At 69.1% G+C, this 24,381-nt stretch carries 24 protein-coding genes; 6 read left to right on the top strand and 18 right to left on the bottom strand.

What is annotated here, in order from left to right:
- Positions 1 to 29: 29 nt before the first annotated feature.
- Positions 30 to 1,319: a mechanosensitive ion channel family protein gene (locus ACAM42_RS13355; protein ID WP_159272338.1), complete on the bottom strand. Its 1,290-nt coding sequence runs from the start codon at positions 1,317 to 1,319 to the stop codon at positions 30 to 32.
- Positions 1,320 to 1,358: 39 nt separating this feature from the next.
- On the bottom strand, positions 1,359 to 2,312 hold the full coding sequence (locus ACAM42_RS13350) for a histone deacetylase family protein (protein ID WP_062482261.1): 954 nt from the start codon (positions 2,310 to 2,312) through the stop codon (positions 1,359 to 1,361).
- A gap of 89 nt (positions 2,313 to 2,401) precedes the next feature.
- Between ACAM42_RS13350 and ACAM42_RS13345 the strand changes: the two genes are divergently transcribed.
- The 5 genes from ACAM42_RS13345 (at position 2,402) to ACAM42_RS13325 (ending at position 8,137) form a co-directional block, all read left to right on the top strand.
- Entirely contained in the window at positions 2,402 to 3,322 is a 921-nt protein-coding gene (locus ACAM42_RS13345; protein ID WP_159277454.1) for a MoxR family ATPase, read from the top strand.
- Positions 3,319 to 4,299 (top strand): DUF58 domain-containing protein, encoded by a 981-nt coding sequence (locus tag ACAM42_RS13340; RefSeq protein ID WP_369632285.1) that lies wholly within the window; start codon positions 3,319 to 3,321, stop codon positions 4,297 to 4,299. The genes ACAM42_RS13345 and ACAM42_RS13340 overlap by 4 nt, the downstream gene beginning before the upstream one ends.
- A gap of 13 nt (positions 4,300 to 4,312) precedes the next feature.
- The gene (locus tag ACAM42_RS13335) at positions 4,313 to 6,343 is read left to right on the top strand and encodes a transglutaminaseTgpA domain-containing protein (RefSeq protein WP_369632284.1); all 2,031 of its coding nucleotides are present in this window, start codon (positions 4,313 to 4,315) and stop codon (positions 6,341 to 6,343) included.
- Between the two features lie 65 nt (positions 6,344 to 6,408).
- The gene (mltB, locus tag ACAM42_RS13330) at positions 6,409 to 7,512 is read left to right on the top strand and encodes a lytic murein transglycosylase B (protein WP_070059562.1); all 1,104 of its coding nucleotides are present in this window, start codon (positions 6,409 to 6,411) and stop codon (positions 7,510 to 7,512) included.
- Positions 7,513 to 7,516: 4 nt separating this feature from the next.
- Positions 7,517 to 8,137 carry an N-methyl-D-aspartate receptor NMDAR2C subunit gene (locus ACAM42_RS13325; RefSeq protein ID WP_369632283.1) on the top strand — a complete coding sequence of 207 codons (621 nt, stop codon included), beginning with the start codon at positions 7,517 to 7,519 and terminating at the stop codon, positions 8,135 to 8,137.
- Here ACAM42_RS13325 and ACAM42_RS13320 read toward each other — a convergent pair.
- From ACAM42_RS13320 to glpD, 16 genes are all read right to left on the bottom strand, one after another.
- Entirely contained in the window at positions 8,116 to 8,631 is a 516-nt protein-coding gene (locus ACAM42_RS13320) for a hypothetical protein (RefSeq protein WP_369632282.1), read from the bottom strand. The genes ACAM42_RS13325 and ACAM42_RS13320 overlap by 22 nt on opposite strands.
- Positions 8,628 to 9,701, bottom strand: a complete 1,074-nt coding sequence (locus tag ACAM42_RS13315) for a beta-ketoacyl synthase N-terminal-like domain-containing protein (protein ID WP_369632281.1) — start codon at positions 9,699 to 9,701, stop codon at positions 8,628 to 8,630. Before ACAM42_RS13315 ends, ACAM42_RS13320 begins: the two co-directional genes overlap by 4 nt.
- Positions 9,698 to 9,976, bottom strand: a complete 279-nt coding sequence (locus ACAM42_RS13310; protein WP_139706326.1) for an acyl carrier protein — start codon at positions 9,974 to 9,976, stop codon at positions 9,698 to 9,700. The genes ACAM42_RS13315 and ACAM42_RS13310 overlap by 4 nt, the downstream gene beginning before the upstream one ends.
- Positions 9,973 to 11,130, bottom strand: coding sequence for an ABC transporter permease (locus ACAM42_RS13305; RefSeq protein WP_369632280.1), 1,158 nt, complete (start codon positions 11,128 to 11,130; stop codon positions 9,973 to 9,975). The genes ACAM42_RS13310 and ACAM42_RS13305 overlap by 4 nt, the downstream gene beginning before the upstream one ends.
- A gap of 9 nt (positions 11,131 to 11,139) precedes the next feature.
- Positions 11,140 to 12,048, bottom strand: a complete 909-nt coding sequence (locus tag ACAM42_RS13300; protein WP_369632279.1) for an ABC transporter ATP-binding protein — start codon at positions 12,046 to 12,048, stop codon at positions 11,140 to 11,142.
- Positions 12,049 to 12,139: 91 nt separating this feature from the next.
- Positions 12,140 to 13,120, bottom strand: coding sequence for a BtrH N-terminal domain-containing protein (locus ACAM42_RS13295; protein WP_369632278.1), 981 nt, complete (start codon positions 13,118 to 13,120; stop codon positions 12,140 to 12,142).
- Positions 13,117 to 13,512, bottom strand: coding sequence for a hypothetical protein (locus ACAM42_RS13290; RefSeq protein ID WP_062476723.1), 396 nt, complete (start codon positions 13,510 to 13,512; stop codon positions 13,117 to 13,119). Before ACAM42_RS13290 ends, ACAM42_RS13295 begins: the two co-directional genes overlap by 4 nt.
- 2 nt (positions 13,513 to 13,514) lie before the next feature.
- Positions 13,515 to 14,651 carry a beta-ketoacyl-ACP synthase III gene (locus ACAM42_RS13285; protein WP_369632277.1) on the bottom strand — a complete coding sequence of 379 codons (1,137 nt, stop codon included), beginning with the start codon at positions 14,649 to 14,651 and terminating at the stop codon, positions 13,515 to 13,517.
- Positions 14,641 to 15,645 (bottom strand): dialkylrecorsinol condensing enzyme, encoded by a 1,005-nt coding sequence (locus ACAM42_RS13280; protein WP_369632276.1) that lies wholly within the window; start codon positions 15,643 to 15,645, stop codon positions 14,641 to 14,643. Before ACAM42_RS13280 ends, ACAM42_RS13285 begins: the two co-directional genes overlap by 11 nt.
- Positions 15,646 to 15,813: 168 nt before the next feature.
- Positions 15,814 to 17,544 carry an ABC transporter substrate-binding protein gene (locus tag ACAM42_RS13275; protein ID WP_070059465.1) on the bottom strand — a complete coding sequence of 577 codons (1,731 nt, stop codon included), beginning with the start codon at positions 17,542 to 17,544 and terminating at the stop codon, positions 15,814 to 15,816.
- Between the two features lie 88 nt (positions 17,545 to 17,632).
- Positions 17,633 to 17,941 (bottom strand): DUF2160 domain-containing protein, encoded by a 309-nt coding sequence (locus ACAM42_RS13270; protein WP_062476731.1) that lies wholly within the window; start codon positions 17,939 to 17,941, stop codon positions 17,633 to 17,635.
- A gap of 12 nt (positions 17,942 to 17,953) precedes the next feature.
- Positions 17,954 to 18,766: a carbohydrate ABC transporter permease gene (locus tag ACAM42_RS13265; RefSeq protein WP_062476734.1), complete on the bottom strand. Its 813-nt coding sequence runs from the start codon at positions 18,764 to 18,766 to the stop codon at positions 17,954 to 17,956.
- Complete coding sequence (locus tag ACAM42_RS13260; RefSeq protein ID WP_062476737.1) at positions 18,763 to 19,653, bottom strand: carbohydrate ABC transporter permease; 891 nt, start codon at positions 19,651 to 19,653, stop codon at positions 18,763 to 18,765. The genes ACAM42_RS13265 and ACAM42_RS13260 overlap by 4 nt, the downstream gene beginning before the upstream one ends.
- On the bottom strand, positions 19,650 to 20,720 hold the full coding sequence (locus ACAM42_RS13255; RefSeq protein WP_062476739.1) for an ABC transporter ATP-binding protein: 1,071 nt from the start codon (positions 20,718 to 20,720) through the stop codon (positions 19,650 to 19,652). The genes ACAM42_RS13260 and ACAM42_RS13255 overlap by 4 nt, the downstream gene beginning before the upstream one ends.
- 2 nt (positions 20,721 to 20,722) lie before the next feature.
- Entirely contained in the window at positions 20,723 to 21,796 is a 1,074-nt protein-coding gene (locus tag ACAM42_RS13250) for an ABC transporter ATP-binding protein (RefSeq protein WP_369632275.1), read from the bottom strand.
- A complete protein-coding gene (glpD, locus tag ACAM42_RS13245; RefSeq protein WP_369632274.1) occupies positions 21,796 to 23,472 on the bottom strand; it encodes a glycerol-3-phosphate dehydrogenase in 1,677 nt (558 codons plus the stop codon). The genes ACAM42_RS13250 and glpD overlap by 1 nt, the downstream gene beginning before the upstream one ends.
- A gap of 122 nt (positions 23,473 to 23,594) precedes the next feature.
- Here glpD and ACAM42_RS13240 point away from each other — a divergent pair, with 122 nt between their 5' ends.
- Positions 23,595 to 24,365, top strand: a complete 771-nt coding sequence (locus ACAM42_RS13240; protein ID WP_062476748.1) for a DeoR/GlpR family DNA-binding transcription regulator — start codon at positions 23,595 to 23,597, stop codon at positions 24,363 to 24,365.
- Positions 24,366 to 24,381 lie beyond the last annotated feature (16 nt).

Here is a 24,381-nt window from a genome sequence, read left to right as displayed (position 1 = left end):
GAAAAAAGAACGATCGTGCTTTTCCGTGATTATAAAACAGCGGGAGGCGCTGCGGCCACTCCCGCCGGCAAAGATTCCACTCGCAGCACCCGCTGCGGATAGGGAATGTCAATGCGGGCGGCCCGCAGCCCTTCGAGGATGGCGATGTTGATGGCCGAGCGCACGTTGTCCTTGCCCTTGTCAGGGTCGGCGACCCAGAAGTTCAGGCTGAACTCCAGGCCGTCGGGCGCGAAGGTGACGAGGTAGGCGATGGGCGCCGGGTCGGTCATGACGCGCGGCTGGGCCTTGGCGGCGTCGCACAGGATGCCCTGCACCTGCGCCACGTCGCTCTCGTAGCCGACCACGATGTTGGTCGTGATGTTGAACTTGCGGTCGGCCAGCGACAGGTTTTCGACACGGCCGGTGATGAGCGACTCGTTCGGCACGATCGCCTCGCGCCCGTTGCCCGCGCGGATGAGCGTGTAGCGCGTCTTGATGTCGGTGATGCGGCCTTCGAAGGTGTCGACCTTCACGTTGTCGCCGATGCGGATCGAGCGCTCCAGCAGAATCACGAAACCGCTCACGTAGTTGGCCGCCAGCTTCTGCAGGCCGAAGCCCAGGCCCACGCCCAGCGCGCCGCCCAGCACCGACAGCGCCGTGAGGTCGACCCCCACCGCCGACAGCGCGAACAAGAGGCCGATCAGCAGCAGGAAGGCACGCACCGCGTTCGACGCCACCTTGCGCATCGACAGGTCGCTCACGGCCTCGCGCAGGATGCGCTTCTCGATGGTGCTGGAGATCCACAGCGCGATCATCAGCACCAGCCCGGCCGACAACGCGCCCTGGATGATGGTCTGCAGGCTCACGCGGGTCTTGCCGAAGGCCAGCGTGATGTCGTCCAGTTCGGCCAGCACCGGCGGCAGCAGCCCGACGATCCACAGCACGGCGGCGATCCAGGCCAGCCACGAGATGGTGCGCTCGATCAGCCGCACCAGGCTGGAAGTGGGGAACACGGCCCGCAGCACCCGCGCGAACAGCCGGATGACCGCCAGCGACAGGAACACCGGCACGGCGATGCGCAGCACCAGCACCACGGGCAGCACATCGAGCGCCACGCGGCGCGCAATGCCGGTGAGCACCAGCGCGAGCAACGGGAACAGCAGGCCGTCGAAGGTGCGCTCGCCGAACCAGATCGAATCCTTGGGCTGGTCGCGCCCGAACCATTTGCACACCGCCCATGCCACGGCCACGCAGGTCACGAGCACGGTGAGTTCGATGCCCAGGCCGTGCGCGTCGACCTGTCGCAGGCGCTGGAGGAAGTCGTCGAAATTGAAATTCATCGATGAAAGAAACAGGGCGCCTCGCGGGCGCCAACCGGGTTACAGGTCCGCCAGCACGCGGATGTGCGCTTCCACGCTGCGCGCCAGGGCGTCCAGGTGGTAGCCGCCCTCGAGCAGCGAGACGATGCGCCCGCGCGCATGGCGCTTGGCGACATCGCGCACGCGGCCGGTGATCCAGGCGAAGTCGTTTTCGTTGAGGCCGAGCTGGCCCAGCTCGTCCTCGCGGTGGGCGTCGAAACCGGCGCTGATGAACACCATCTGCGGCTTGAAGGCCTCGAGCCGGGGCATCCAGATCGCCTCGACCAGCTCGCGCACGTCCATGCCCTTGGTGTAGGCCGGGATCGGCAGGTTCAGCATGTTCGAGGCCGGGTGCTCGGTGCCGCTGTACGGATAGAACGGATGCTGGAAGAACCCGACCATCAGCACGCGCGGGTCGTTCGACAGGATGTTCTCGGTGCCGTTGCCGTGGTGCACGTCGAAATCGACGATGGCCACGCGGTCCAGGCCGTGCACCTCGAGCGCATGCCGCGCGGCAATGGCCACGTTGTTGAAGAAGCAAAAGCCCATGGCCTGCTCGCGGCAGGCATGGTGGCCCGGCGGGCGCACGGGGCAGAAGGCGTTCTCGATCTCGCCGGCCATCACGGCATCGGTGGCCGCCACGGCGGCACCCGCGGCGCGGCGCGCGGCCAGCAGGGTGAAGCGGGTCAGCACGGTGTCGGGGTCGACCTGCGCATGGTCGGGGCCGCCGGCGGGCGCGTCGGCCACGAGGCGCTGCTGCAGTTCCTCGAGGTGTTCGACATGCGCGTGGCTGTGGGCCCGGGTGATCTGTTCCAGCGTGGCCAGGGGCACTTCGCCCCGCGCCAGCGCGTCGCCGACACCGGTCAGCAGCAGCCGGTCTTCGATGGCATCCAGCCGCTCGGGGCATTCGGGATGCCCGTTGCCCATGTCGTGCTTCCAGAAGTCGCGATGCGTGAAGTAGCCTGTCTTGCCCATCTCTCGCCGTGTCTCGTGTCGTCGCGCCTAGACCTCACGCAGCATGGGGCCGCAAGGTCTTACGGTATCGTTTGCATATGGATACAAATATGGACGTTGCTGCGAAGCTAGCCACTTTGCTGAGTCAGCTTAACACGGTGATTGTTGGCAAAGAGGCCCAGGTGCGCGACTGCGTGGCCTGTCTGCTGGCGGGCGGGCACCTGCTGATCGAGGACGTGCCGGGGGTCGGCAAGACCACCCTGGCCCATGCGCTGTCGCACACCTTCGGCCTGCAGTTCTCGCGCGTGCAGTTCACGGCCGACCTGATGCCGGGCGACCTGTCGGGCGTGGCGATCTACGACCGGGGCCAGCAGGCCTTCGTGTTCCACCCCGGGCCGATCTTCGCGCAGGTGCTGCTGGCCGACGAGATCAACCGCGCCAGCCCCAAGACCCAGAGCGCGCTGCTCGAGGCGATGGAAGAAAAGCAGGTCACCGTCGAGGGCGAGACCCGCCCCCTGCCCTCGCCCTTCTTCGTGATCGCCACGCAGAACCCGCAGGACCAGCTCGGCACCTTCGCGCTGCCCGAGTCGCAGCTCGACCGCTTCCTGATGCGCATCTCGCTGGGCTACCCCGACCGCGCGGCCGAGCGCCAGCTGCTGGCCGGCGCCGACCGCCGCGAGATGCTCGCCGGCCTGCCCGCCCTGCTGACCGCCGGCGAACTCACCGCCCTGCAGCAGCGCGTGCAGCAGGTGCATGCGGCCGAGCCGCTGCTGAACTACCTGCAGGACCTGATTGCCGCGACCCGCTCGGGCCGCTGGTTCCTGCAGGGCCTGTCGCCGCGCGCGGGCATCGCCGTGCTGCGCGCCGCCAAGGCGCAGGCGCTGCTGGCCAACCGGAACTACGTGGCGCCCGACGACGTGCAGGCCGTGCTGCCGCAGACCATCGCGCACCGCCTCACGCCCGTGGGCGATGCCGGTCGCGGCGCCGTCGAACAGGTGCGCGCCATGATCGCCGAGGTGCCGCTGCCGTGAGCCCTGTCGGCGTCCTGCGCTCGCGCATCGACGGCTGGTTCCTCTCGCGCCGGGCCCCGTCGGACACGCTCGAACTCACCCAGCGCAACGTCTACATCGTGCCCACGCGCGCCGGCTGGACGCTGGCGGCCACGCTGCTGGTGCTGCTGGTGGCGTCGATCAACTACCAGCTCAACCTGGGCTACCTGCTGACCTTCCTGCTGGCCGGCAGCGTCGCGGTGGGCATGCATGTGTGCCACGCCACGCTGCGCGGGCTGGCGCTGCGCATGGTGCCGCCCGAGGCGCAGTTCGCGGGCGCCGCGGCGGTGCTGCGCGTGGTGCTGCACAACGAACGGCGCAGCGTGCGCTACGGCATCGGCATGGCGGTACGCGGCAGCGGCCAGTGGGCCTGGACCGACGTGCCCGCCGAAGGCACGGCCACGGTGGAGATCGCCTTCCAGCCCGAGCGGCGCGGCCTGCACCCGGTGCCGCCGCTGACCGCCGAGACGCGCTTTCCGCTCGGCACCTTCCGCGTCTGGACGGTCTGGCGCCCGGCCGCGCAGCTGCTCGTGTACCCGACGCCCGAAGCCCATCCGCCGCCGCTGCCGCCGGGCGAACCCCTGTCCGGCCCAGCCGCCGCGTCGGCCGCGATGCGGGCGCAGAACGCCGGCGAGTACGACGGCGTGCGGGCCTACCGGCGCGGCGATCCGCTCAAGCTCGTGGTCTGGAAGAAGGCTGCCCGCGCGCAGGCCAACGGCTCCGAAGACCTCGTGAGCCGCGACACGCAGCACACGCAGCGCGAAGAACTCTGGCTCGACGCGCATGCCGCCGCGCTGCCCGACACCGAGGCTCGCCTGTCGCGCCTGTGCGCCTGGGTGCTGATGGCCGACCGGCTGGGCGTGGACTACGGCGTGCGCGTCGCCGGCCGCACGGTGAAACCGTCGCAGGGCGAAGCGCACCGGCGCGCCTGCCTCGAGGCGCTGGCGCTGTGCGCATGAACGAGGTCGCCGCATGAACCGGGTCGTACGCGAACTCACCGCGCTGCCGAGGGACGCACGGGACACGCTGTTCCTGCTCTGCGTCATCGGCCTCATCCTGCTGCCGCAGGTGAACGAGCTGCCCTGGTGGTGCTCGGCCATCACCGCCATGGTGCTGCTGTGGCGCGCCTCGCTGGCGGTGCAGGCGCGCCCGCTGCCCAGCAAGTGGTGGCGCCTCGCGCTGCTGGCGCTGGCGCTGGCCGGCACCTACGCCACCCACCGCACGCTGCTGGGCCGCGACGCGGGCGTCACGCTGGTCGTGTGCCTGCTGGCGCTCAAGACGCTGGAGCTGCGCGCGCGACGCGACGCCTTCGTGGTCTTCTTCCTGGGCTTCTTCGCGATGCTCACGAACTTCTTCTATTCGCAATCGCTGCTCACCGCCTTCACCATGCTGCTGGCGCTGCTGGGTCTGCTGACGGCGCTGGTCAACGCCCACATGCCGGTGGGCCGGCCGCCGCTGATGCAGGCCGCGCGCATGGCCGGCTGGATGGCACTGGCGGGCGCGCCCGTGATGCTCGCGCTGTTCCTGCTGTTCCCGCGCTTCGCGCCGCTGTGGGGCACGCCCGGCGACGCCATGGCCGGGCGCACCGGCCTGTCGAACACGATGCGGGTCGGCACCATCGCCGAACTGGCGCTCGACGGGAGCATCGCGGCGCGCATCAAGTTCGACGACAACCGCGCGCCGCCGCAAAGCCAGCTGTACTTCCGCGGCCCCGTGCTGGCGCAGTTCGACGGCCGCGAATGGACGGCGCTGCCGACCTGGGCGCGCAGCGGGCAGTCGGTGTCGAACCTGCGCACGCGCGGCGGCCCGGTGCGCTACGAGGTCACGCTCGAGGCCAGCCAGCGCCCGTGGCTGCTCACGCTCGACGCCGCGCCACGTGCGCCCGAGGTGCCCGGCTACGAGGTCACCGGCACACCCGACCTGCAGTGGTTCGTGAACCGGCCGATCATGGACCTCGTGCGCTACCGCGCCGAGAGCCACCCGCAGTTCCAGAGCGGCCCATTGACGCGCACCGGTGGCCGGCTCCAGCCCTACCTGGTGCTGCCGCCCGGCAGCAACCCACGCACCGCTGCACTCGCCGCCCAGATGCGCGCCGACCCCACGCTGGCCGGCGCCGATGCACAGGCCTTCGTGCAGGCCGCGCTGCAACGTCTGCGCACCGGCGGCTACACCTACACGTTGGAGCCCGGCGTGTACGGCAACGAGACCGCCGACGAGTTCTGGTTCGACCGCAAGGAAGGCTTCTGCGAGCACATCGCCTCGGCCTTCGTGGTGCTCATGCGCCACCTGCAGATCCCGGCGCGCATCGTCACCGGCTACCAGGGCGGCGAGCTCAACAACGTCGACAACTACTGGGTGGTGCGCCAGAGCGACGCGCACGCCTGGGCCGAGGTGTGGCAAGAAGGCGCGGGCTGGGTGCGCGTCGACCCGACCGGCTCGGTCGCGCCGGGGCGCATCGGGCAGTTCCAGCGCCTCACGCCGCAGCCCGGCCTGCTGGCCGGCGCCATCGGCGTCATGAGCCCGACGCTGGTGCAGAACCTGCGCGCCGCCTGGGAGGCCGTGAACAACGGCTGGAACCAGTGGGTGCTCAACTACACGCAGAGCCGCCAGCTCGACCTGCTCAAGACCCTCGGCTTCAACGCCCCGAGCCTGGAAGACCTGGGCTACGTGCTGCTGTACCTGCTGGTGGCCGCGAGCCTGGCCGGCGCCGGCTGGACGCTGTGGGAGCGCAGCCGGCACGACCCGTGGCTGCGCCTGCTGGGCCGGGCCCGCGCGCGCCTGGCCAAGGCCGGCCTGCCGCTGCCCGAGACAACGCCGCCGCGCCAGATGGCCCAGGCCGCCGACGCCCGCTTCGGGCCCGCCGCGCAGGCCGTGCGCGACTGGCTGCTGAAGCTCGAAGCCCAGCGCTACGCGCCCGCCGCGTCCGGCCCATCGGCCTCGCTCGCCGCGCTGCGCGCCGAGTTCCGCCGGCTGCCCTGGCCGCCCACGCCGCCGCGCGCCTGACGCGCGGCTGCAACCACATGTGTCCCCCGAAAGTGCGCATGCGCACGGGCGGCACAATCGTGCCCATGTCACACGCCTTCCCCACGCCCTTGCGCGCCGCAGTGGCCGCCACCGCCCTCCTCGCCGCCTGCGTCGCCTGGCCCACGGGCGCCCTGGCCCAGAAGCCCCAGGCCAATGGCCGCCCCGCCGTCACGCCGGTGCGCGGCAGCACTCCGTACGCCACGCGCGACGACGCCATGGCGTTCGCCGACGACGTCGCCCAGCGCCGCAACCTCGACCGCGACTGGGTGCGCGCCACCATCGGCGCCGCACGCTTCCTGCCCAACGTGCCGCGCCTGATGCTGCCGGGCCCGGTCGGCACGGTGAAGAACTGGCAGACCTATCGCAGCCGCTTCATCGACCCGGTGCGCATCGCGGCCGGCGTGCGCTTCTGGCGCGCCAATGCCGAGACACTCGCGCGCGCCGAGGCCACCTACGGCGTGCCGCCGGAAATCATCGTCGGCATCGTCGGCGTCGAGACCATCTACGGCCGCAACATGGGCAACTTCCGCGTGATCGATGCACTGGCCACGCTGTCCTTCGACTTCCCGCAGGGCCACCCGCGCGCGGCCGAGCGCGTCGCCTTCTTCCGCGGCGAGCTCGAAAGCTTCCTGAGCACCGAAAGCCGCACCGCCGACGACCCGCTCACGCCCGTGGGCAGTTACGCCGGCGCCATGGGCATGCCGCAGTTCATGCCCAGCAGCATCGCCAAGTACGCGGTCGACTTCGACGGCGACGGCCGCATCGACCTCGTGAACAACCCGGTCGACGTGATCGGCTCGGTCGCAAGCTACTTCAAGGGCTTCGGCTGGACACCGGGCATGCCGTCGATCTATCCGGTGCATTTCGAGGAAGCGCGCTTGAAGAAGGCGCTGCTGCTGGCGCCCGACATCCTGCCGACCTTCAGCGCCGACAGCTTCGTGGCCGCGGGCGCGGTGCCCGAGGGCGAAGGCCTGAAGCACAAGGGCCTGCTGGCGCTCATCGAGCTGCAGAACGGCCTCGACGCGCCGCCGACCTATGTCGCGGGCACGCGTAACTTCTACGTGATCACGCGCTACAACTGGAGCAGCTACTACGCGATGTCGGTGCTCGACCTCGGCCAGGAGGTCAAGGCCGCGATGGAGCAATAGCCCCATGACACCGCAGGCGCTGCACGCGAACTGGACCGCCGCCTGGCAGGCGCTGGGCGTGGCCGCGCCCGACGACGCATTGCGGCTCGAACTGCAACGCCGCTACGGCGAGCCGCAGCGCCACTACCACACGATGCAGCACCTGGGCGAATGCCTCGCGTGGTTCGACCGGGAACAGGCGCTCGCCGAACACCCCGGCGAAGTCGCGCTGGCGCTGTGGTTCCACGATGCGATCTATGACGTGCATGCGCACGACAACGAAGCGCGCAGTGCCGCCTGGGCGCGGCAGGCGCTGCAGGCCGCCGGTGCGAGCGATGCGTCGGCCGAGCGCGTCCACGCACTTGTCATGGCCACGCGCCACGACGCCGTGCCCGAGGGCCGCGACGCCGAGCTGCTGATCGACATCGACCTGTCGATCCTCGGCGCCGAGCGCGCGCGCTTCGACGAGTACGAGCGCCAGGTGCATGCGGAATACGGTTTCGTTCCGGAGGAGATTCGCCTGCCGCGCCGGCGCGCGATCCTCCAGCGCTTTCTAGCTCGCCCGGCGATCTACGCCACGCCGCGCCTGCACGCCCTGCTCGAAGCGCGGGCGCGCGAGAACCTTCAGCGTTCGATCGCCGCCTGATCGGTCGGCACCAGCCGCCACCATTCGGAGCGCGGCGGCACGTCGCCGAACGTCTCCTCCACCACACCGAACAGCAGCCCGTCGCGCCCCGCGCCCAGCTGCGACAGCGCCAGCGGCCGCGCGAGATCGCGGCACAGCATGAAGCTCGCATCGCCCTGCCAGTCGAGGCTGCGGCCGACTTCCGCCAGCATCAGCGCGGGCTGGCCCTGCATGAAGGTGAAGGGCATCGGCAGGCCCGCATCGAGCTGCGCCAGCCCCGCGCGCGTGGCCTCCCACGCGCCGCGCCGGCTGGTCACGCGCAGGCGCGCGCCCGCCGGCAGCGCGGCTTCGCCGGCCGCGTCGAGGCAGCGCAGCGCGCCGTACATCGCCAGTTCGGTCCACAGGCCGACGCGGCGCGGCCGGCGGCCCAGGCGGGTCGCGAGCGCGTCGCGCCAGTCGTCGGGCGGCGGATGCGCCACGACGTGCGCGACAGTGCGCCAAGTCGATGTGGTCATGCGACGTCGCAATCCTTGAGCACCAGCGACGCATGCCCGCCGCCGAAGCCCACCACGTTGAGCAGGATGTGGCGCAGCCGCGCCGGCGGCCCGTCGCTCAGCGCGATGCCCAGCGTCTCGTCCAGCGCGTAGCCGACCGACGGCCAGGCGCCGCCTTCGATGCAGCCGACCAGCAGAGCCAGCTCCGCCGCCCCGGCCGCGCCCAGCGTGTGGCCGATCGCCGACTTGAGCGACACCAGCGGCGGCAGCGGGTCGAACACCTGCCGCAGCGCCTCGACCTCGATCGCGTCGTTGACCGGGCTGCCGGCCGCCTGCACCTTGATGAGGTCGATGTCCGCGGGCTGCAGGCCGCTGCGCGCCAGCGTGTCGCGGCACATCGCACGCACGGCGCTCGCCTCGGTGCCCGAGGGGTTGCGGCCGTCGACCACGTTGGCGCCGCCCAGCAGCGCCCAGCGCGCGGGTTGCGATCCGAGCCGCAGCGCCGCCACCGCTTCGCCGAGCACCAGCCCCTGGCGCCCCGCGCCGAAGGGCCGCGCGCTGTCGGGCGCCAGCAGCTGCATCGCGCCGAAGCCGGCCACGGTGAAGCGGTTGTCGAGTTCGGCGCCGATCACCAAGGCCTCGCGCGCCTCGCCCGCGCGCACCATGTCGGCCGCTGCCAGCATCGCGTTGAGCGCCGAGGTGCAGGCGGTCGAGACGGTGAAGACCGGGCCCTGCCAGTCGAGCGCGGCGGCGGCGATGTCGGCGAAATCCTGCAGGTCGCCGCTGAGCCGCGCGTCGTGCTGCGCATGTTCCATGGCCCCGATGTCGAGCGACGACGAGGCCACGAACAGCGGCCCCTGCCGGTCCAGCCCCTCGCCGGTCTGCGCGACCACGCGGCGCACCGTGTGCTGCACGCGCTGCGCCCAGTCGCCGGGCGGCACCGCCAGCGTGTAGACCGGCCACTGCAGGCCCTCGGCCACGGTCACCGGCGTGGGCGGCACGCCGCCGCGCCTCAGTGCCGCCAGCGCCGACGGCACATCGTCGCCGAGCACGCAGGCCAGGCCCATGCCGGCCAGGTACACCGGACTCATGCCTTGCCCGCTTGCACCAGGTGTTCCGCCAGGTGCGCGATCGACGTCATCGCGCGCCGCGTGTCCTTGCTGTCGGGCATGCGCAGGCCGAAGTGCTGCTGGATCGCCATCGACACCTGCAGCGCGTCGAGCGAGTCGAGGTCCAGCCGCGCCTCGGGGCCGAACAGCGGCTCGTCGTCGCCGAGGCCGCCGGGCGGCGCGTCTTTTTCGACAGCCTCGAGCACGAGGGCCTTGAGGCGGGCGATGAATTCAGGAGAAGAAACGGTGCTCGTCACGGTGCGCGCCTGCGAAACAGAAAGGCAGCCACGAAAAACATGAGGGCCGCGAACGCCACCAGCCGGCCGACCTGCGGCAGCACCTCGGCCACGCCGCCGCCGCGCAGCAGCACGGTGAGCAGCGCTTCGAGCCCCCAGTTCATGGGAGAGATTTCGACCATGCGCTGCATGAAGCCCGGCATGACGAACTTGGGCACCATGATGCCGCCCGCCGCCGCCATCAGCACATTCACCATCGGCCCCAGCGTGGCGGCCTGCGCATGGCTCTTGACGAGGCAGGCCACCGCCAGCGACAGGCTCACCGCCGCCAGGCTCACGGCCGCCAGCGACAGCAGCAGGCCGCCCCAGTGGATGCCCGCGAGCGAGAGCGCGTCGCCACCGATCAGCGGCATGAACCAGATGCCCGCTGCCAGCATCAGCAGCGCCTGCAGCGCGTTCACGCCGAGATACGGCAAGGCCTTGGAAGCGAGCAGCATCGAACGCGACACGCCCAGGCTCTGCAGCCGGCCGAGCGCGCCCGAGCCGCGCTCCTGCACGAACAGGCTGGACAGCGAGGCGACTACGAAGAACATGCCGAACACCAGCCAGGCCGGCACGTTCTGCTGCACCGACGTGGGCCGCGGGCCGGCGGTGGCGAAGCGCTCGGCCTGCACGATCGCCTGGATGGACGCGTCGGGCGCGGGGCTGGCCGTGCCGGGCACCGCCAGCGCGAGCCGCGCCTTGAGTTCGCCCGAGGCCCCGATGAGTTCGGCGCGCAGCGCGTTGAACAGGTTGGCGTCGATGCCGGGCTCGGCCAGCAGGCGGATGTGGGCGCGCGTGGAGAGCGCGGCCGATTCCAGTTCGTCCGACAGGCCCGGCTCCAGCACGATCACGTACTTGAGCGTGCCGCTGCGCAGCCGCGCCTGCCAGTCGCTGCCCAGCGGCTGCGGCGCGCCGTGGCTGCGCTGCCAGATCTGCAGCAGCCATCTGGCGGGCGTGCCGCTGTCGCGCGCATCGACCGCGTAACTCAGCTCGGCCAGCGGCGGACGGTAGATGTCCTTCAGCGTGAGCGACATCAGCACGATGAAGACCATCGGCATCACGAACAGCACGGCCAGCCCGTGCATGTCGCGCACGAGGGCCAGCAGTTCCTTCTTGATGAGCGCTAGAAGCATGGCGTTCGGTCAGTCGCGCAGCGAGCGGTGCGTGAGCGCCATGAACAGCTGCTCAAGGTCATGCCGGCCGAACTCGGCCTGGCGCACCTCGATGCCTTCGGCTTCGAGCGCGGCCAGCACGGGGCCGGGACCGGTGCCTGCGTGCAGGTGGATGCGCCAGTGCGCCGCGCCCTGCTCCACCGTGCCGAAGCGCGACAGCCGCTGCGCATCGAGCCCGTCGGCGGCCAGCGTCAGCAGCATCGCGCTTTGCGACAGCAGCGCGTCGAGCGGGCCTTCGCGCAGCACGCGGCCCTGGTCGAGGATGGCCACGCGGTCGGCGATGGCCTCGATCTCTTCCATGTAGTGCGAGGCGTAGATCACCGCCGCGCCGGCCTGCGCCAGGCTCTTGATCGCATCGAGGATGAAGGCGCGCGACTGCGGATCGACGCCCACCGTCGGCTCGTCGAACAGCATCAGCTCGGGTTCGGGCAGCAAGGCGATCGCGAGGTTGAGTCGGCGCTTGAGGCCGCCCGAGAGCCGTTCGGCACGCACGCCCGCGAACTGTTCGAGCTGCGCGAACTGCGTGCAGGTGTCGATGCGCGCCTTCTTGCGCGCACCCGAAAGTTTGCCGGCCGCGGCAAAGCAGGCCAGGTTCTCGGCCACGGTGAGCATCGGATAGAAGGCCTGGTCCTGCGGCGCCACGGCGATGCGCGTGGGCGCCTTGGCGCGCACCTGCTGCAGGGGCTGGCCGTCGATGCGGATGTCGCCCGACTGCACCGCGAGCGCGCCCGACAGATGCGAGATCAGCGTGGTCTTGCCCGCGCCGTTCGGTCCCAACAGGCCCAGCACGCAACCGCGCGGCACGGCGAGCGACACGTCGGCCAGCGCGGCCTTGTCAGCGTGCGGGTAGCGGTAGCCGAGCTGGTGAAGCTCCAGCATCGGCCCACCGCCGGGCCGCCCCAAGGCGGGCCGAGCCTCCCCCTCGGGGGGTGGCGAAGCACACGCAGTGGCAAGCCGGGGGGCTCCCATCTCAAGCAACAGCGGCCTTGAGGTCGCGGAAGAAGGTTTCCTCTTGCTGCGCCTGCTCGCGCAGCTTGCCGGCGAGCGCCACCGGATCGACCGGCTCGCGCCCTTTCACCATGCGCGCCGCCTTGAGCGCGAACGCGCGCCAGCCGTCGCCGATGGCGATCAGGCGTTCGGACATCTGCGTGAGCTGCGGCTTGTCGAGCAGCTGCGCCGCCTCCTGCAGGAAGCCCGCGTAGATGAAGCGAAAGCCCGCCCCGCCCGTGCCGATTTCTTCCTGCATGCGCACGAGGTGGCCGATGAAGTCGACGCTGCGCGGATCGCTGGGCGACAGCTTCTGCATGCGCCTGGCCAGCGTGCGCATGCCGCGCACGCCGACGATGGGAATGGGCGCGAGCATGTTGCGCACAGTCTTGCGGATGGCCTGGGTCACCGAGGCGGCGTCGACCGCCTTGCGCTCGATGGCCTGCGGGTAGTACATGAGGCCCTTGGGTGCCAGCACGCCCTTGGCGAAGCGGGCGCGCGACAGGTCTTCGCTGGCGCAACGCACGGGCTCCTCGAACACCGGGTCGCTGATCAGGTAGTCGTCGCCGTCCTTGCCGTAGACCAGCAGGTTGTGCGCATTGAAGTGAAAGCGCATGTTCGGCGGAAAGTACGGCAGCCAGTAGACCGAGGTCTGCAGGCCCACGAGCTGGCCGTCGGCCAGCAGCGCGTCCAGCCGCTGCTGCCCGGCCTGCGGGCTGCGGAAGGTCTCGAAGCGAAAGCGCGCGGCCATCGGTGCCAGCAGGCCCTTGATGATGGCCTTGGGCGGCATGCGGTACGAGATGAGCGGCAGGCCCGACAGCTTGATGAACGGCAGGTAGGCGAACGACAGCGCCGAGGACAACCCCAGCGCCATCGCCTCGCTCATCGGCGCGCCGTGGTGGCGCATGAGGCTGGAGATGACGCCGCTTTCGCAGTGCGCCGCCTGTTGGTGTTGGAAGTTCACGGCAGGCCTTGCAGGGTGGAAACGGGCAGCCCCAGCGCCTGGCCGTAGCGGGCGAGCTGGGCCGGCGACAGCGCGGCGAAATGGCGCGGCTGCAGGTGGCGGCGCACGCGCCACTGCCAGAAGCCGCTGGTCTGCGAGAGCAGCGCCACGTCCATGCGGCGCTCGTACATCCAGTATTCGAGCGGCGAGGCCAGCCCGGCCTTCACGCGCGCCTTGGCCTCCTGCGCCTGCTCGACCAGCACGTCGACCGCGTGGCTGGTGACGATCTCTTCCGCCTCCCAACCCTTCGAGGTGGTGGTGACGACGCGGCCTTGCGCGTCGCGGGCATACATCAGCTTGGAATGGCCGGCGAGGGTCGCGTTGCCCTCCTGTGGCACGGCATCGAGGTCCATGGCTACACAGCCTCCAGGTAGATGAAGCCGCTCGAAAAGCGGCCGCTTTCGGGCACGAACATCATCAGCTTCTGGCCCGGCTTGATGCGACCCGAGCGGAACAGCTCGTCGAGCATGATGTACGGCGAGGCCGAGCCCGTGTTGCCCTTGGTCGCGAGGTTGCTGAACCAGCGCTCGCGCGGAATCGGCAGGCCCAGTGCGGCGAGGCTCGCGGCCACGGGCTCGACGAAATAGTGCGACGACAGGTGCGGCAGGAACCAGTCGATGTCGTCGGTCTTCAGCCCGCGGCGCTCGATGATGGCCGCGAGCGGCTCGGCCAGCGTGGCGCGCACGATGTTGTCGTTGAGCAGGCGCACGTCCTGCTTGACGGCGAAGGTCGAGTCGCGCTGCCAGTCGGCGGGCGAGGTGCGGGCCCAGCCGTCGAGGCCGCCCTGCTCGTTCTTGTCGGCGCCGGCGTACATGCACACCGGCAGCTCGTGCGCCGCCGACGACAGCTCGATCCACTCGACGCGCAGCGACAGCGGCCCGCGCGGCTCGCGCTCCAGCAGCACCGCGCCGGCGCCGTCGGACAGCATCCAGCGCAGGAAGTCTTTCTCGAAGGCGATCTCGGGGCGCGCTTCGAGCGCTTCGAGCTTGTGCTCGAGCTCGGCTTCGAAGTTGATGCCGCGCATCACGGCCGAGGCCAGCTCGGAGCCCGTGGCGACCGCGCGGCGCGCATCGCCCGCGCGCACCGAGAGCCACGCATGCTTGAGCGCCGCCGCGCCGGCCAGGCAGATGCCGGCGCAGGCCACCACCTCGAGCCGGGGCCAGCCCAGTTCGCCGTGCACCATCACCGCGTGGTTGGGCATGAGCTGGTCGGGCAGCGAGGTGCCGGTGGCCAGGCAGTCGACTTGGCCGATGTCGTCGCCCAGCGCGCGGATGGCCGCGGCGGTGAGCTGTGCGTTGGTCATGGCCAGCTGGCCGGTGGCGCGGTCGATGGCGTAGTGGCGCGACTGGATGCCGTTGCTGCGCAGGATGAGGCGTCGCGCACGCGACACCTTGCCGCCGATGCGGCCCAACACTTCTTCGATGTCTTCGTTGCTGACCGGAGAAAAAGGCAGGAAGGCGGCGGTGCGGGTCAGGAAAACATCAGTCGTCATAGAGAGGGAGCCGGTCCGTGGCAGAGCCCGACGGGCGCTCGAATTGAGCCGTCATTTTAGTCAGCCACCCTCGGAACAACGGCCGCAGCAAGGCCTGCAGCGTCAGGCTCACCGGCACGACGGTGACGATCAGTGCCAGCAGAAACAGCACGTACAGCAAGAGCAGCGGCTTGCGCACCGCCGCGCCCGGCCCGCCGGCCGCCATGATCAGCTTGCCCCAGAGGTAGAAGCTGCGCGTGCCGGCCTTCTCGCTGATGAGCAGCCGCGCCTGGGCGCGCACCGCGCCCAGCCCGGCCAGCAGGGGCGCATCGCCCTGCTCGCGGCCTTCATGCAGCGCGTCGCGCAGGGCCCGGCCGAAGCGGCCACAGCCGCGGATCTGTTCCTCGCTCAGGCCCGCGTCGGGCATGCCCCAGAAGCCGCGCTTGCGGCCCCAGATGAGCCAGGCCGGCGTGGTGAAGAAGGTGGCGAGCGTGGGGCCGGGGTCGGTGAGCACCACGTTATCGATCAGGCGCGCGCCGGTGGCGGCGAGCAGGCCCTTGAGCTTTTCGTGGGCCAGCAGCCACATGTTGCGGCAAGCAATGACCGTGACCACGGGTTTTCCCTTGAGCAGCCGCGCCGCCACGGGGTGCTGCAGGAAGGCCACGACCGGCTGCGCAGGCGCCAGGAACCAGACCTGGTACGGCAGGATGACGAGGTCGAAGTCTTCATCGCCCGTGAGCGTCAGCGGCGCCAGCGGGCCCGGCTTCAGGTGGGCCGACTCGGGGAACGCGTCGAAGAAGGTCAGGAACGGCCAGGGAAAGGGAAAGTGCTGCAGCGGCCGCAGCGTCTCCACGCGCAGTTCGATGCCCGGATCGGCGCGCAGCGGCGCGGCGATCTGCCCGGCCACGCGGTCGAGTTGCCCGGTCTGCGAGTACTGGATCAGCAGGACGCGTTTGACACGCGCGCTCGGGGTGGCAGGAGGGCTGGCGGTGGGGCTGGAAGAACTTGGATTCACTGGCGGGCCGTGGCGGGGGCCGTCGAATGTAAGCGAACCTTTTCAAAGGTGCATCTGCCATAGGTCATGGCGTCGCGTGAATCCGACGAACCAGGGCGCCAGAAAGCGAAAAAGGGCCGCACCTCGCGGCGCGGCCCTTGTTTGCAATTGCTGCTGGCGACGCGCCGATCAGCGCACCTTGCCGGCCTTCCAGGCGCTCAGCAGCTTGTTGTAGTCGATGGTCTCGCCCTTGGGCTTCTCGTTGGCCAGCTTCTTCCACGGGGCGTGCTGGTCGCTGAGCCACTTGTTCGGGTCGCCCTTGGCGTTGAGTTTGGGCGCGCAGTGGGCCATGCCGGCGCGTTGCAGGCGACCCATCACGTTGTCCATCTCGTCGGCCAGGTTGTCCATGGCCTTCTGCGGGGTCTTCTCGCCCGTGACGGCCTCGGCCACGTTCTTCCACCACAGCTGCGCCAGCTTGGGGTAGTCGGGCACGTTGGTGCCGGTGGGCGTCCATGCCACGCGGGCCGGGCTGCGGTAGAACTCGACCAGGCCGCCCAGCTTGGGCGCCATGTCGGTCATGGCCTTGCTCTGGATGTCCGATTCGCGGATCGGGGTCAGGCCCACGATGGTCTTCTTGAGCGAGACGCTCTTGGAGGTCACGAACTGGGCGTAGAGCCAGGCGGCGGCGGTCTTGTTGGCGTCATGGCCGTTGAAGAACGACCACGAACCCACGTCCTGGTAGCCGTTCTGCATGCCCTGCTTCCAGTACGGGCCGTTCGGGCCGGGCGCCATGCGCCACTTGGGCGTGCCGTCCTCGTTCACCACAGGCAGGCCCTTCTTGGTCATGTCGGCCGTGAAGGCCGTGTACCAGAAGATCTGCTGGGCGATCTGGCCCTGCGCGGGCACCGGGCCGGCTTCGCCGAAGGTCATGCCCATGGCTTCCTTGGGCGCGTACTTCTTCATCCAGTCGATGTACTTGGTGAGCGCGTACACGGCGGCCGGCGAGTTGGTCGCACCGCCGCGCGACACGGCCGCGCCCACGGGCGTGCACTTGTCGTCGGCCACGCGAATGCCCCACTCGTCGATCGGCATGCCGTTGGGGGTGCCGATGTCGGCGGTGCCGGCCATCGAGAGCCACGCATCGGTGAAGCGCCAGCCCAGCGACGGGTCCTTCTTGCCGTAGTCCATATGGCCGTAGATCGGCTTGCCGTCGATGGTCTTCACGTCGACGCTGAAGAACTCGGCGATGTCCTCGTAGGCGCTCCAGTTCAGCGGCACGCCCAGGTCGTAGCCGTACTTGGCCTTGAACTTGTCCTTCAGGTCCTTGCGGTCGAACAGGTCGGCGCGGAACCAGTACAGGTTGGCGAACTGCTGGTCGGGCAGCTGGTAGAGCTTGCCGTCGGGCGCGGTGGTGAACTTGGTGCCGATGAAGTCCTTGAGGTCGAGCCCGGGGTTGGTGTACTCCTTGCCCGCACCGGCCATGTAGTCGGTGAGGTTCATCATCTTGCCGTAGCGGTAGTGCGTGCCGATGAGGTCGGAGTCGGAAATCCAGCCGTCGTAGATCGACTTGCCCGACTGCATCGAGGTCTGCAGCTTCTCGACCACGTCGCCTTCCTGGATCAGGTCGTGCTTGACCTTGATGCCGGTGATTTCCTCGAAGGCCTTGGCCAGCGTCTTCGATTCGTATTCATGCGTGGTGATGGTCTCCGACACCACCGAGATTTCCTTGACGCCCTTGGCCTGCAGCTTCTTGGCCGCGTCGATGAACCACTTCATCTCGGCCGCCTGCTGGTCCTTGCTCAGGGTCGACGGCTGGAACTCGCTGTCGATCCATTTCTTGGCTTCGGGCTCTGCGGCCCATGCGCCGTGCGCGGCGACCATCGCCGCCGCCATTGCCAATGCCGTGTAGCGCATCTTCATGAATGTGTCTCCTCGGTTGTGCTTCCCCGGTTTTTTCATCGCGGCTCCGGGGAGGCGGAGAGCCGGACGCGTTGACGAAATCGGTGGGCTAGCCTTTGCGCATCACGAGCGCGAGCACGAACATCGACAGCACGAAGCCGATCCAGATCGAGGGCTCGGCCTCCAGACTCAGCCACTCCTGCACCTTGCCGGCCAGGCCGACGAAGATCAGGTTGACGTAGGCCGCGGACAAGAGGCCGATGAAGAGCCGGTCGCCGCGCGTGGTGGCAATGGGCAGCCAGCCACGGCGCATCGTGGTGGGCGACTTGAATTCCCACACCGTCATGCCGACCAGCATGAGTGCGATGCAGCTGAAGAAAACGGCCACCGGGGTGGTCCAGACCATCCAGTCGAACATCTCTCGGTCTCCTTAGACGCGGCCCATCGCAAAGCCTTTTGCGATGTAGTGGCGGACAAACCAGATCACGATCGCGCCCGGCACGATGGTGAGCACGCCGGCCGCGGCCAGCGTCGCCCAGTCCATGCCCGAGGCGCTCACCGTGCGCGTCATCGTCGCGACGATGGGCTTGGCGTTCACGCTCGTGAGCGTGCGCGCCAGCAGCAGCTCGACCCAGCTGAACATGAAGCAGAAGAACGCCGCCACGCCCACGCCGGCCTTGATGAGCGGCAGGAAGATGGTGAGGAAGAAGCGCGGGAACGAGTAGCCGTCGATGTAGGCCGTCTCGTCGATCTCGCGCGGAATGCCGCTCATGAAGCCTTCGAGAATCCACACCGCCAGCGGCACGTTGAACAGCAGGTGCGCCAGCGCCACGCCCAGGTGCGTGTCCATGAGGCCGACGGTGCTGTACAGCTGGAAGAACGGCAGCAGGAACACCGCGGGCGGCGTCATGCGGTTGGTCAGCAGCCAGAAGAACACGTGCTTGTCGCCCAGGAACGAATAGCGCGAGAACGCGTAGGCCGCCGGCAGCGCCACGGTGAGCGAGATCACCGTGTTGATCGCCACGTAGATCAGGCTGTTGATGTAGCCCGAGTACCACGACTCGTCGGTGAAGATGCGCGCGTAGTTGGCCCAGGTGAGCTGCTGCGGGAAAAACGAGAAGCTCGACAGGATCTCCTCGTTCGTCTTGAAGCTCATGTTGACCATCCAGTAGATGGGCAACAGCGCGAACAGGATGTACAGCAGCAAGAAGATGCTGCGCTTGTGGAATCGCTTTTCGTTCATTGTTCTTTCTCCACTTCTTGCGTGCCCACGCGCTGCATCCAGTTGTAGAGCACGAAGCAGAACAGCAGGATGATCAGGAAATAGATCAGCGAGAACGCAGCCGCCGGCCCGAGGTCGAACTGCCCCACGGCCTTCTGCGTGAGGTACTGGCTCAGGAAGGTGGTCGCATTGCCCGGCCCGCCGCCCGTCAGTACGAAGGGCTCGGTGTAGATCATGAAGCTGTCCATGAAGCGCAGCAGCACCGCGATCATCAGCACGCCGCGCATCTTGGGCAGCTGGATGTAGCGGAACACCGCGAACTTGCTGGCGCCGTCGATGCGCGCGGCCTGGTAGTAGGCGTCGGGAATGGAGCGCAGGCCGGCGTAGCAGAGCAAGGCCACCAGCGGCGTCCAGTGCCAGACGTCCATCACCAGCACCGTGAGCCACGCGTCGGTCGCGCTGCCCGTGTAGTTGTATTCGATGCCCATGACCTGCAGCGCATGGCCCAGCAGGCCGATGTCGGCACGGCCGTAGATCTGCCAGATGGTGCCCACCACGTTCCATGGAATGAGCAGCGACAGCGCCACCACCACCAGCACCGCCGACGACTTCCAGCCCGTGGCCGGCATCGACAGCGCGAGCGCGATGCCCAGCGGAATCTCTACCAGCAGCACCGAGAGCGAGAAGCCCAGCTGGCGCCACAGCGCCTGGTGCAGCTCGTCGTCGCGCATCACGGCGGCGAACCATTCGGTGCCGACGAACACGCGTCGGTCGGGCGAGATGATGTCCTGCACCGAGTAGTTGACCACCGTCATCAGCGGCACGATGGCCGAGAAGGCCACGCAGATCAGCACCGGCAGCACCAGCCACCATGCCTTCTGGTTGATCGGCTTGTTGGTGGGGTTCATGCGACCAGTTCCTCGTCCTTGTAATAGCAGGTGTGGGTGTCGAGCACCCGCAGCCACACCGTGTCGCCCACCGAGGGCGGCTGTTCGTCCGAATGCATGCGCACCTTGACCACGCCGCCGTCGACTTCGGCGCTGAGCATCGCGTGCGTGCCGACGTCCTGCACCTGCTTCACCACCGCCGGCACGGCGCCGGCGGCACCCGCATTCGACAGGCGCAGGTACTCGGGCCGGATGCCGATCTTGAGCGCGCCGGGCGGCAGCTCGCGCGTGGGCACCAGCGGCGTGCCCGCCACTTCGAGTGCACCGTTGGCGCTGTGGGCCGACAGGAAGTTCATGCCCGGCGAGCCGATGAAATGCCCCACGAAGGTGTGGGCCGGCCGCTCGAACAGCGCCTCGGCGCTGCCCACCTGCACGGCCTTGCCGCGCGTCATGACCACCACCTCTTCGGCGAAGGTCAGCGCCTCGACCTGGTCGTGCGTCACGTAGATCAGCGTGAGCTTGAGCTCGCGGTGGATCTGCTTGAGCTTGCGGCGCAGCTGCCACTTCAGGTGCGGGTCGATCACGGTGAGCGGTTCGTCGAACAGCACCGCCGACACGTCGCTGCGCACCAGGCCGCGGCCCAGCGAGATCTTCTGCTTGGCGTCGGCCGCGAGGCCCGCGGCGCGCTGGTTGAGCTGGCCGCTCATGTCGAGCATTTCGGCGATCTCGCCGACGCGCTTCTTGATCTGGTCTTCGGGCACCTTGCGGTTGCGCAGCGGGAACGCGAGGTTCTCGGCCACGGTCATGGTGTCGTAGATCACCGGGAACTGGAACACCTGCGCGATGTTGCGTTCCTGCGGTGTGGCGCGCGTCATGTCGCGGCCGTCGAAGCTCACGCTGCCCTGCGAAGGCACGAGCAGGCCCGAAATGATGTTGAGCATGGTCGTCTTGCCGCAGCCCGAGGGGCCGAGCAAGGCGTACGCGCCGCCGTCGCGAAAGCTCATCTTCAGCGGGAGCAGCGCGTAGTCGCTGTCCTGCGTGGGGTTGGCGCGGTAGGCGTGGGCCAGGTCGAGATCGATGCGTGCCATGACTAGCTTCCTTTGCGCCATGCCGGCGCGAGCGCCAGCTTTTCGCTGGCATCGAACACATAGGCTTGCGACGCGCTGAAGTACAGCGTGATCGAAGCGCCCAGCTCGAAGCGGTGCACGCCGGTGAGCTGCGCCACCAGTTCGCCCACCGCCGTGTCGACGTGCACGAAAGTGTCGGAGCCCGAAATTTCGGCCAGCTCCACCTTGCCGGGCAAGGCGATGTCGCCCTCCCCCGCGTTCACGTTCAAGGCACTCGCACGCAGGCCGACCGTGACCGTGCCCGACACGCTTTCAGGCAAGGCCAGCGCCAGCGCCGGGCCGCCCGCCAGTTGCACGCGGCCGGCCGCCGCCGTGCCCGCCAGCAGGTTCATCGGCGGATCGCTGAAGGCGCGCGCCACGCGCAGCGACTGCGGCGCGTGGAACACCTCGGCGGTCGGGCCGTATTGCAGCAGCTCGCCGGCGTCCATCACGGCCGTGTAGCCGCCCAGCAGCAACGCCTCGCCGGGTTCGGTGGTGGCGTAGATGACGGTCGAGTCGCCGGTGGCGAAGAGCTGCGTGAGTTCTTCGCGCAGGCCTTCGCGCAATTTGTAGTCGAGGTTGACCAGCGGCTCGTCGAGCAGCATCAGCGGTGCGTTCTTGGCGAGCGCACGCGCCAGCGCCACGCGCTGCTGCTGCCCGCCCGACAGCTCGGCCGGCAGGCGGTCGAGGAACATGCCGATGTGCAGCTTGTCGGCCAGCGCCCTCACGCGCGCATCGATGTTCGATTCGCCGCGCAGCTTCAGCGGCGAGGCGATGTTGTCGAACACCTTGAGCGAGGGGTAGTTGATGAACTGCTGGTAGACCATCGCGACATTGCGCTCGCGCACCGGCGTGCCGGTGACGTCCTTGCCGTCGACCAGCACACGCCCGGTGCTGGGCGTGTCGAGCCCGGCCATGAGGCGCATCAGGCTGGTCTTGCCGGCCTGCGTGGCGCCGAGCAGCACGGTCACCGCGCCGCTTTGGGGCGCAATGCTCTGCTCGTAGAGCCAGGTTTGCGCGCCGACCTTCTTGGTGACGCGCTCCAGAGTCAGCTGCATCAGCTCACCTCCACTTCCACGGTGTCGTTGTTGTTCTTTGCGTTGGCCTGCAGCCAGATCGCCACCTGCTCGCGCTCGGCGGGCGTGTAGTGCAGGCCGAGCTTGGTGCGGCGCCAGAGCACGTCGTCCGAGCTCACGGCCCATTCGCGCGCCTGCAAAAAGCGCAGCTCGCGCTCGTACAGGCCGGGCGCCACCTCGGCGCCCATGTCGGCCAGCGATTGCGCCTCGCCGATCAGTTCGGCCACGCGTGCGCCGTAGCCGCGCGCCAGCCGCAGCGCGACCTGGGCGTCGAGCCAGGGGTACTTCGCCTGCACGGCCGCCACGAAGCGGGCGAAATCGTCGTCGGGGCGCTTGGGCGCGCCGATCCAGACCGACAGGTCGCCGCCGGCCAGGAAGGCACCGTCGGTCCAGGCCGGGCGCTGCGCGCCCGACTGGCCGAGCATCTTGCCGACCTCGTCGGCCGCGTCCTCGGCCAGCTTGCGGAAGGTGGTGATCTTGCCGCCCCACACCGACAACAGCGGCGCGGCGGTGGTGTTCGACTCGAGCAGGTAGTCGCGCGTGACGGCCGAGGGGTCGCCCGAGGCGTCGTCCAGCAGCGGGCGCACGCCCGAGTAGGTCCAGACCACGTCGGCCGGCACGATCGCCTTGTCGAAGTAGCGGCTGGCCTGGGTGCACAGGTAGTCGATCTCTTCCTGCGCGATGCGCGCGGCGCCGGGGTCGTCGCCGCTGATCTCGATGTCGGTGGTGCCGATCAGCGTGAACGCGCCCTGGTAGGGAATGGCGAAGATGATCCGCTTGTCGGGGTTCTGGAAGATATAGGCGTGGTCGTGGTCGAACAGGCGCGGCACGATGATGTGGCTGCCCTTCACGAGCCGCAGGCTCTTGGTGGCCAGCGCCTCGCCGCGCGCCGACTGGGCCACGCCGCGCAGGAAGGACTCGGCCCAGGGGCCGGCCGCGTTCACCACGGCGCGCGCGCGCACGGTGCGGTGCGCGCCATCGGGGCCTTCGAGCGTGGCGACCCAGCCGTCGGCGCCGCGCTGCGCATGGATGCAGCGCGTGCGCGTGAGCACTTCGGCGCCCTTCGAACGCGCGTCGATGGCGTTGAGCACCACCAGCCGCGCGTCGTCGACCCAGCCGTCGGAGTACACGAAGCCGCGCTTGTACTGTGCCTTGAGCGGCGCGCCGGCCGGGTGCTGGCGCAGGTCGATGCCGCGCGACGGCGGCAGCACCTCGCGCCTGGCGAGGTGGTCGTACATGAACAGGCCGATGCGGATCATCCAGGCCGGGCGCATCGAGGGGTCGTGCGGCATCACGAAGCGCAGCGGCCACATGATGTGCGGCGCACTCTTGAGCAGCACCTCGCGCTCCTGCAGCGCCTTGCGCACCAGCGAGAACTCGTAGTACTCGAGGTAGCGCAGCCCGCCGTGGATCAGCTTGGTGGAAGACGACGAGGTGTGCGAGGCCAGGTCGTCCTTCTCGCACAGGACCACGCGCCAGCCCCGGCCGGCGAGGTCGCGCGCAATGCCGCAGCCGTTGATGCCACCCCCGACGATCAGCACATCGCAATCGGTGGCGGGCTCGGCCGCTGGAGAGGAGAAATCGGTCACAGGCTGGAGGTCCGTAGGTTCGTGACTTTTGTCAGCAAAGGCCGAGATTGTATTTTCGCGTTTTTTCATTTGGATTCCTTTTGGCGCGATTTTCCTCCGAGTTTTCCCTTACTCAGCTTCGTTTTCTTTCGTTTTAAAGTGACGCGGCCTGTACCCTCGACCCCAGTCTTTCCGCTTTCCACGACGCCTCTGTGAACTCCAACCCGCGCCAGATCAACCTCCTCGACACCGTGCGCGCGCGCGGTTCGGTCACCGTAGAACAGCTCGCCGACATGCTGGGCGTCACGCTGCAGACCGTGCGGCGCGACGTGCAGCGGCTGGCCGACGCAGGCTTGCTCACGCGCTTCCACGGCGGCGTGCGCGTGCCCAGCTCGACCACCGAGAACATCGGCTACCAGCAGCGCGAAACGCTCAATGCCGACGGAAAAGCGCGCATCGCGCGCCGCGTGGCCGAGCTGGTGCCCAACGACTGTTCGCTCATCCTGAACATCGGCACCACCACCGAGGCCATCGCCAAGGCGCTGATGCGCCACACGGGCCTGCGCGTGATCACCAACAACCTGAACGTGGCGACCATCCTGAGTGGCAACACGGCCTGCGAGGTGATCGTGGCCGGCGGCTCGGTGCGCCCGCGCGACCGCGCCGTGGTGGGCGAGGCCACCATCGACTTCATCCGCCAGTTCAAGGTCGACATCGCGCTCATCGGCGTGTCCAGCATCGAGGCCGACGGCTCGCTGCGCGACTTCGACCTGCGCGAGGTGAAGGTCGCGCAGACCATCATTGCCCAGGCGCGCGAGGTGTGGCTGGCGGCCGACGCGAGCAAGTTCAACCGGCCGGCCATGATCCAGCTGGGCACGCTCTCGCAGATCGACCGCCTGTTCACCGACGCCGCGCCGCCGCCGCCCTTCCCCGACCTGCTGCATGCCGCGCAGGTGCGCCTCGAGATCGCGCGCGACAACTGAACCCCATCAGACTCAT

The organism is Variovorax sp. V35, from assembly GCF_041154465.1.
GTDB lineage: Bacteria > Pseudomonadota > Gammaproteobacteria > Burkholderiales > Burkholderiaceae_C > Variovorax > Variovorax boronicumulans.
The sequence above is the reverse complement of the archived record's forward strand: the minus strand, read 5'-3'. Positions and strand labels throughout refer to the sequence as shown.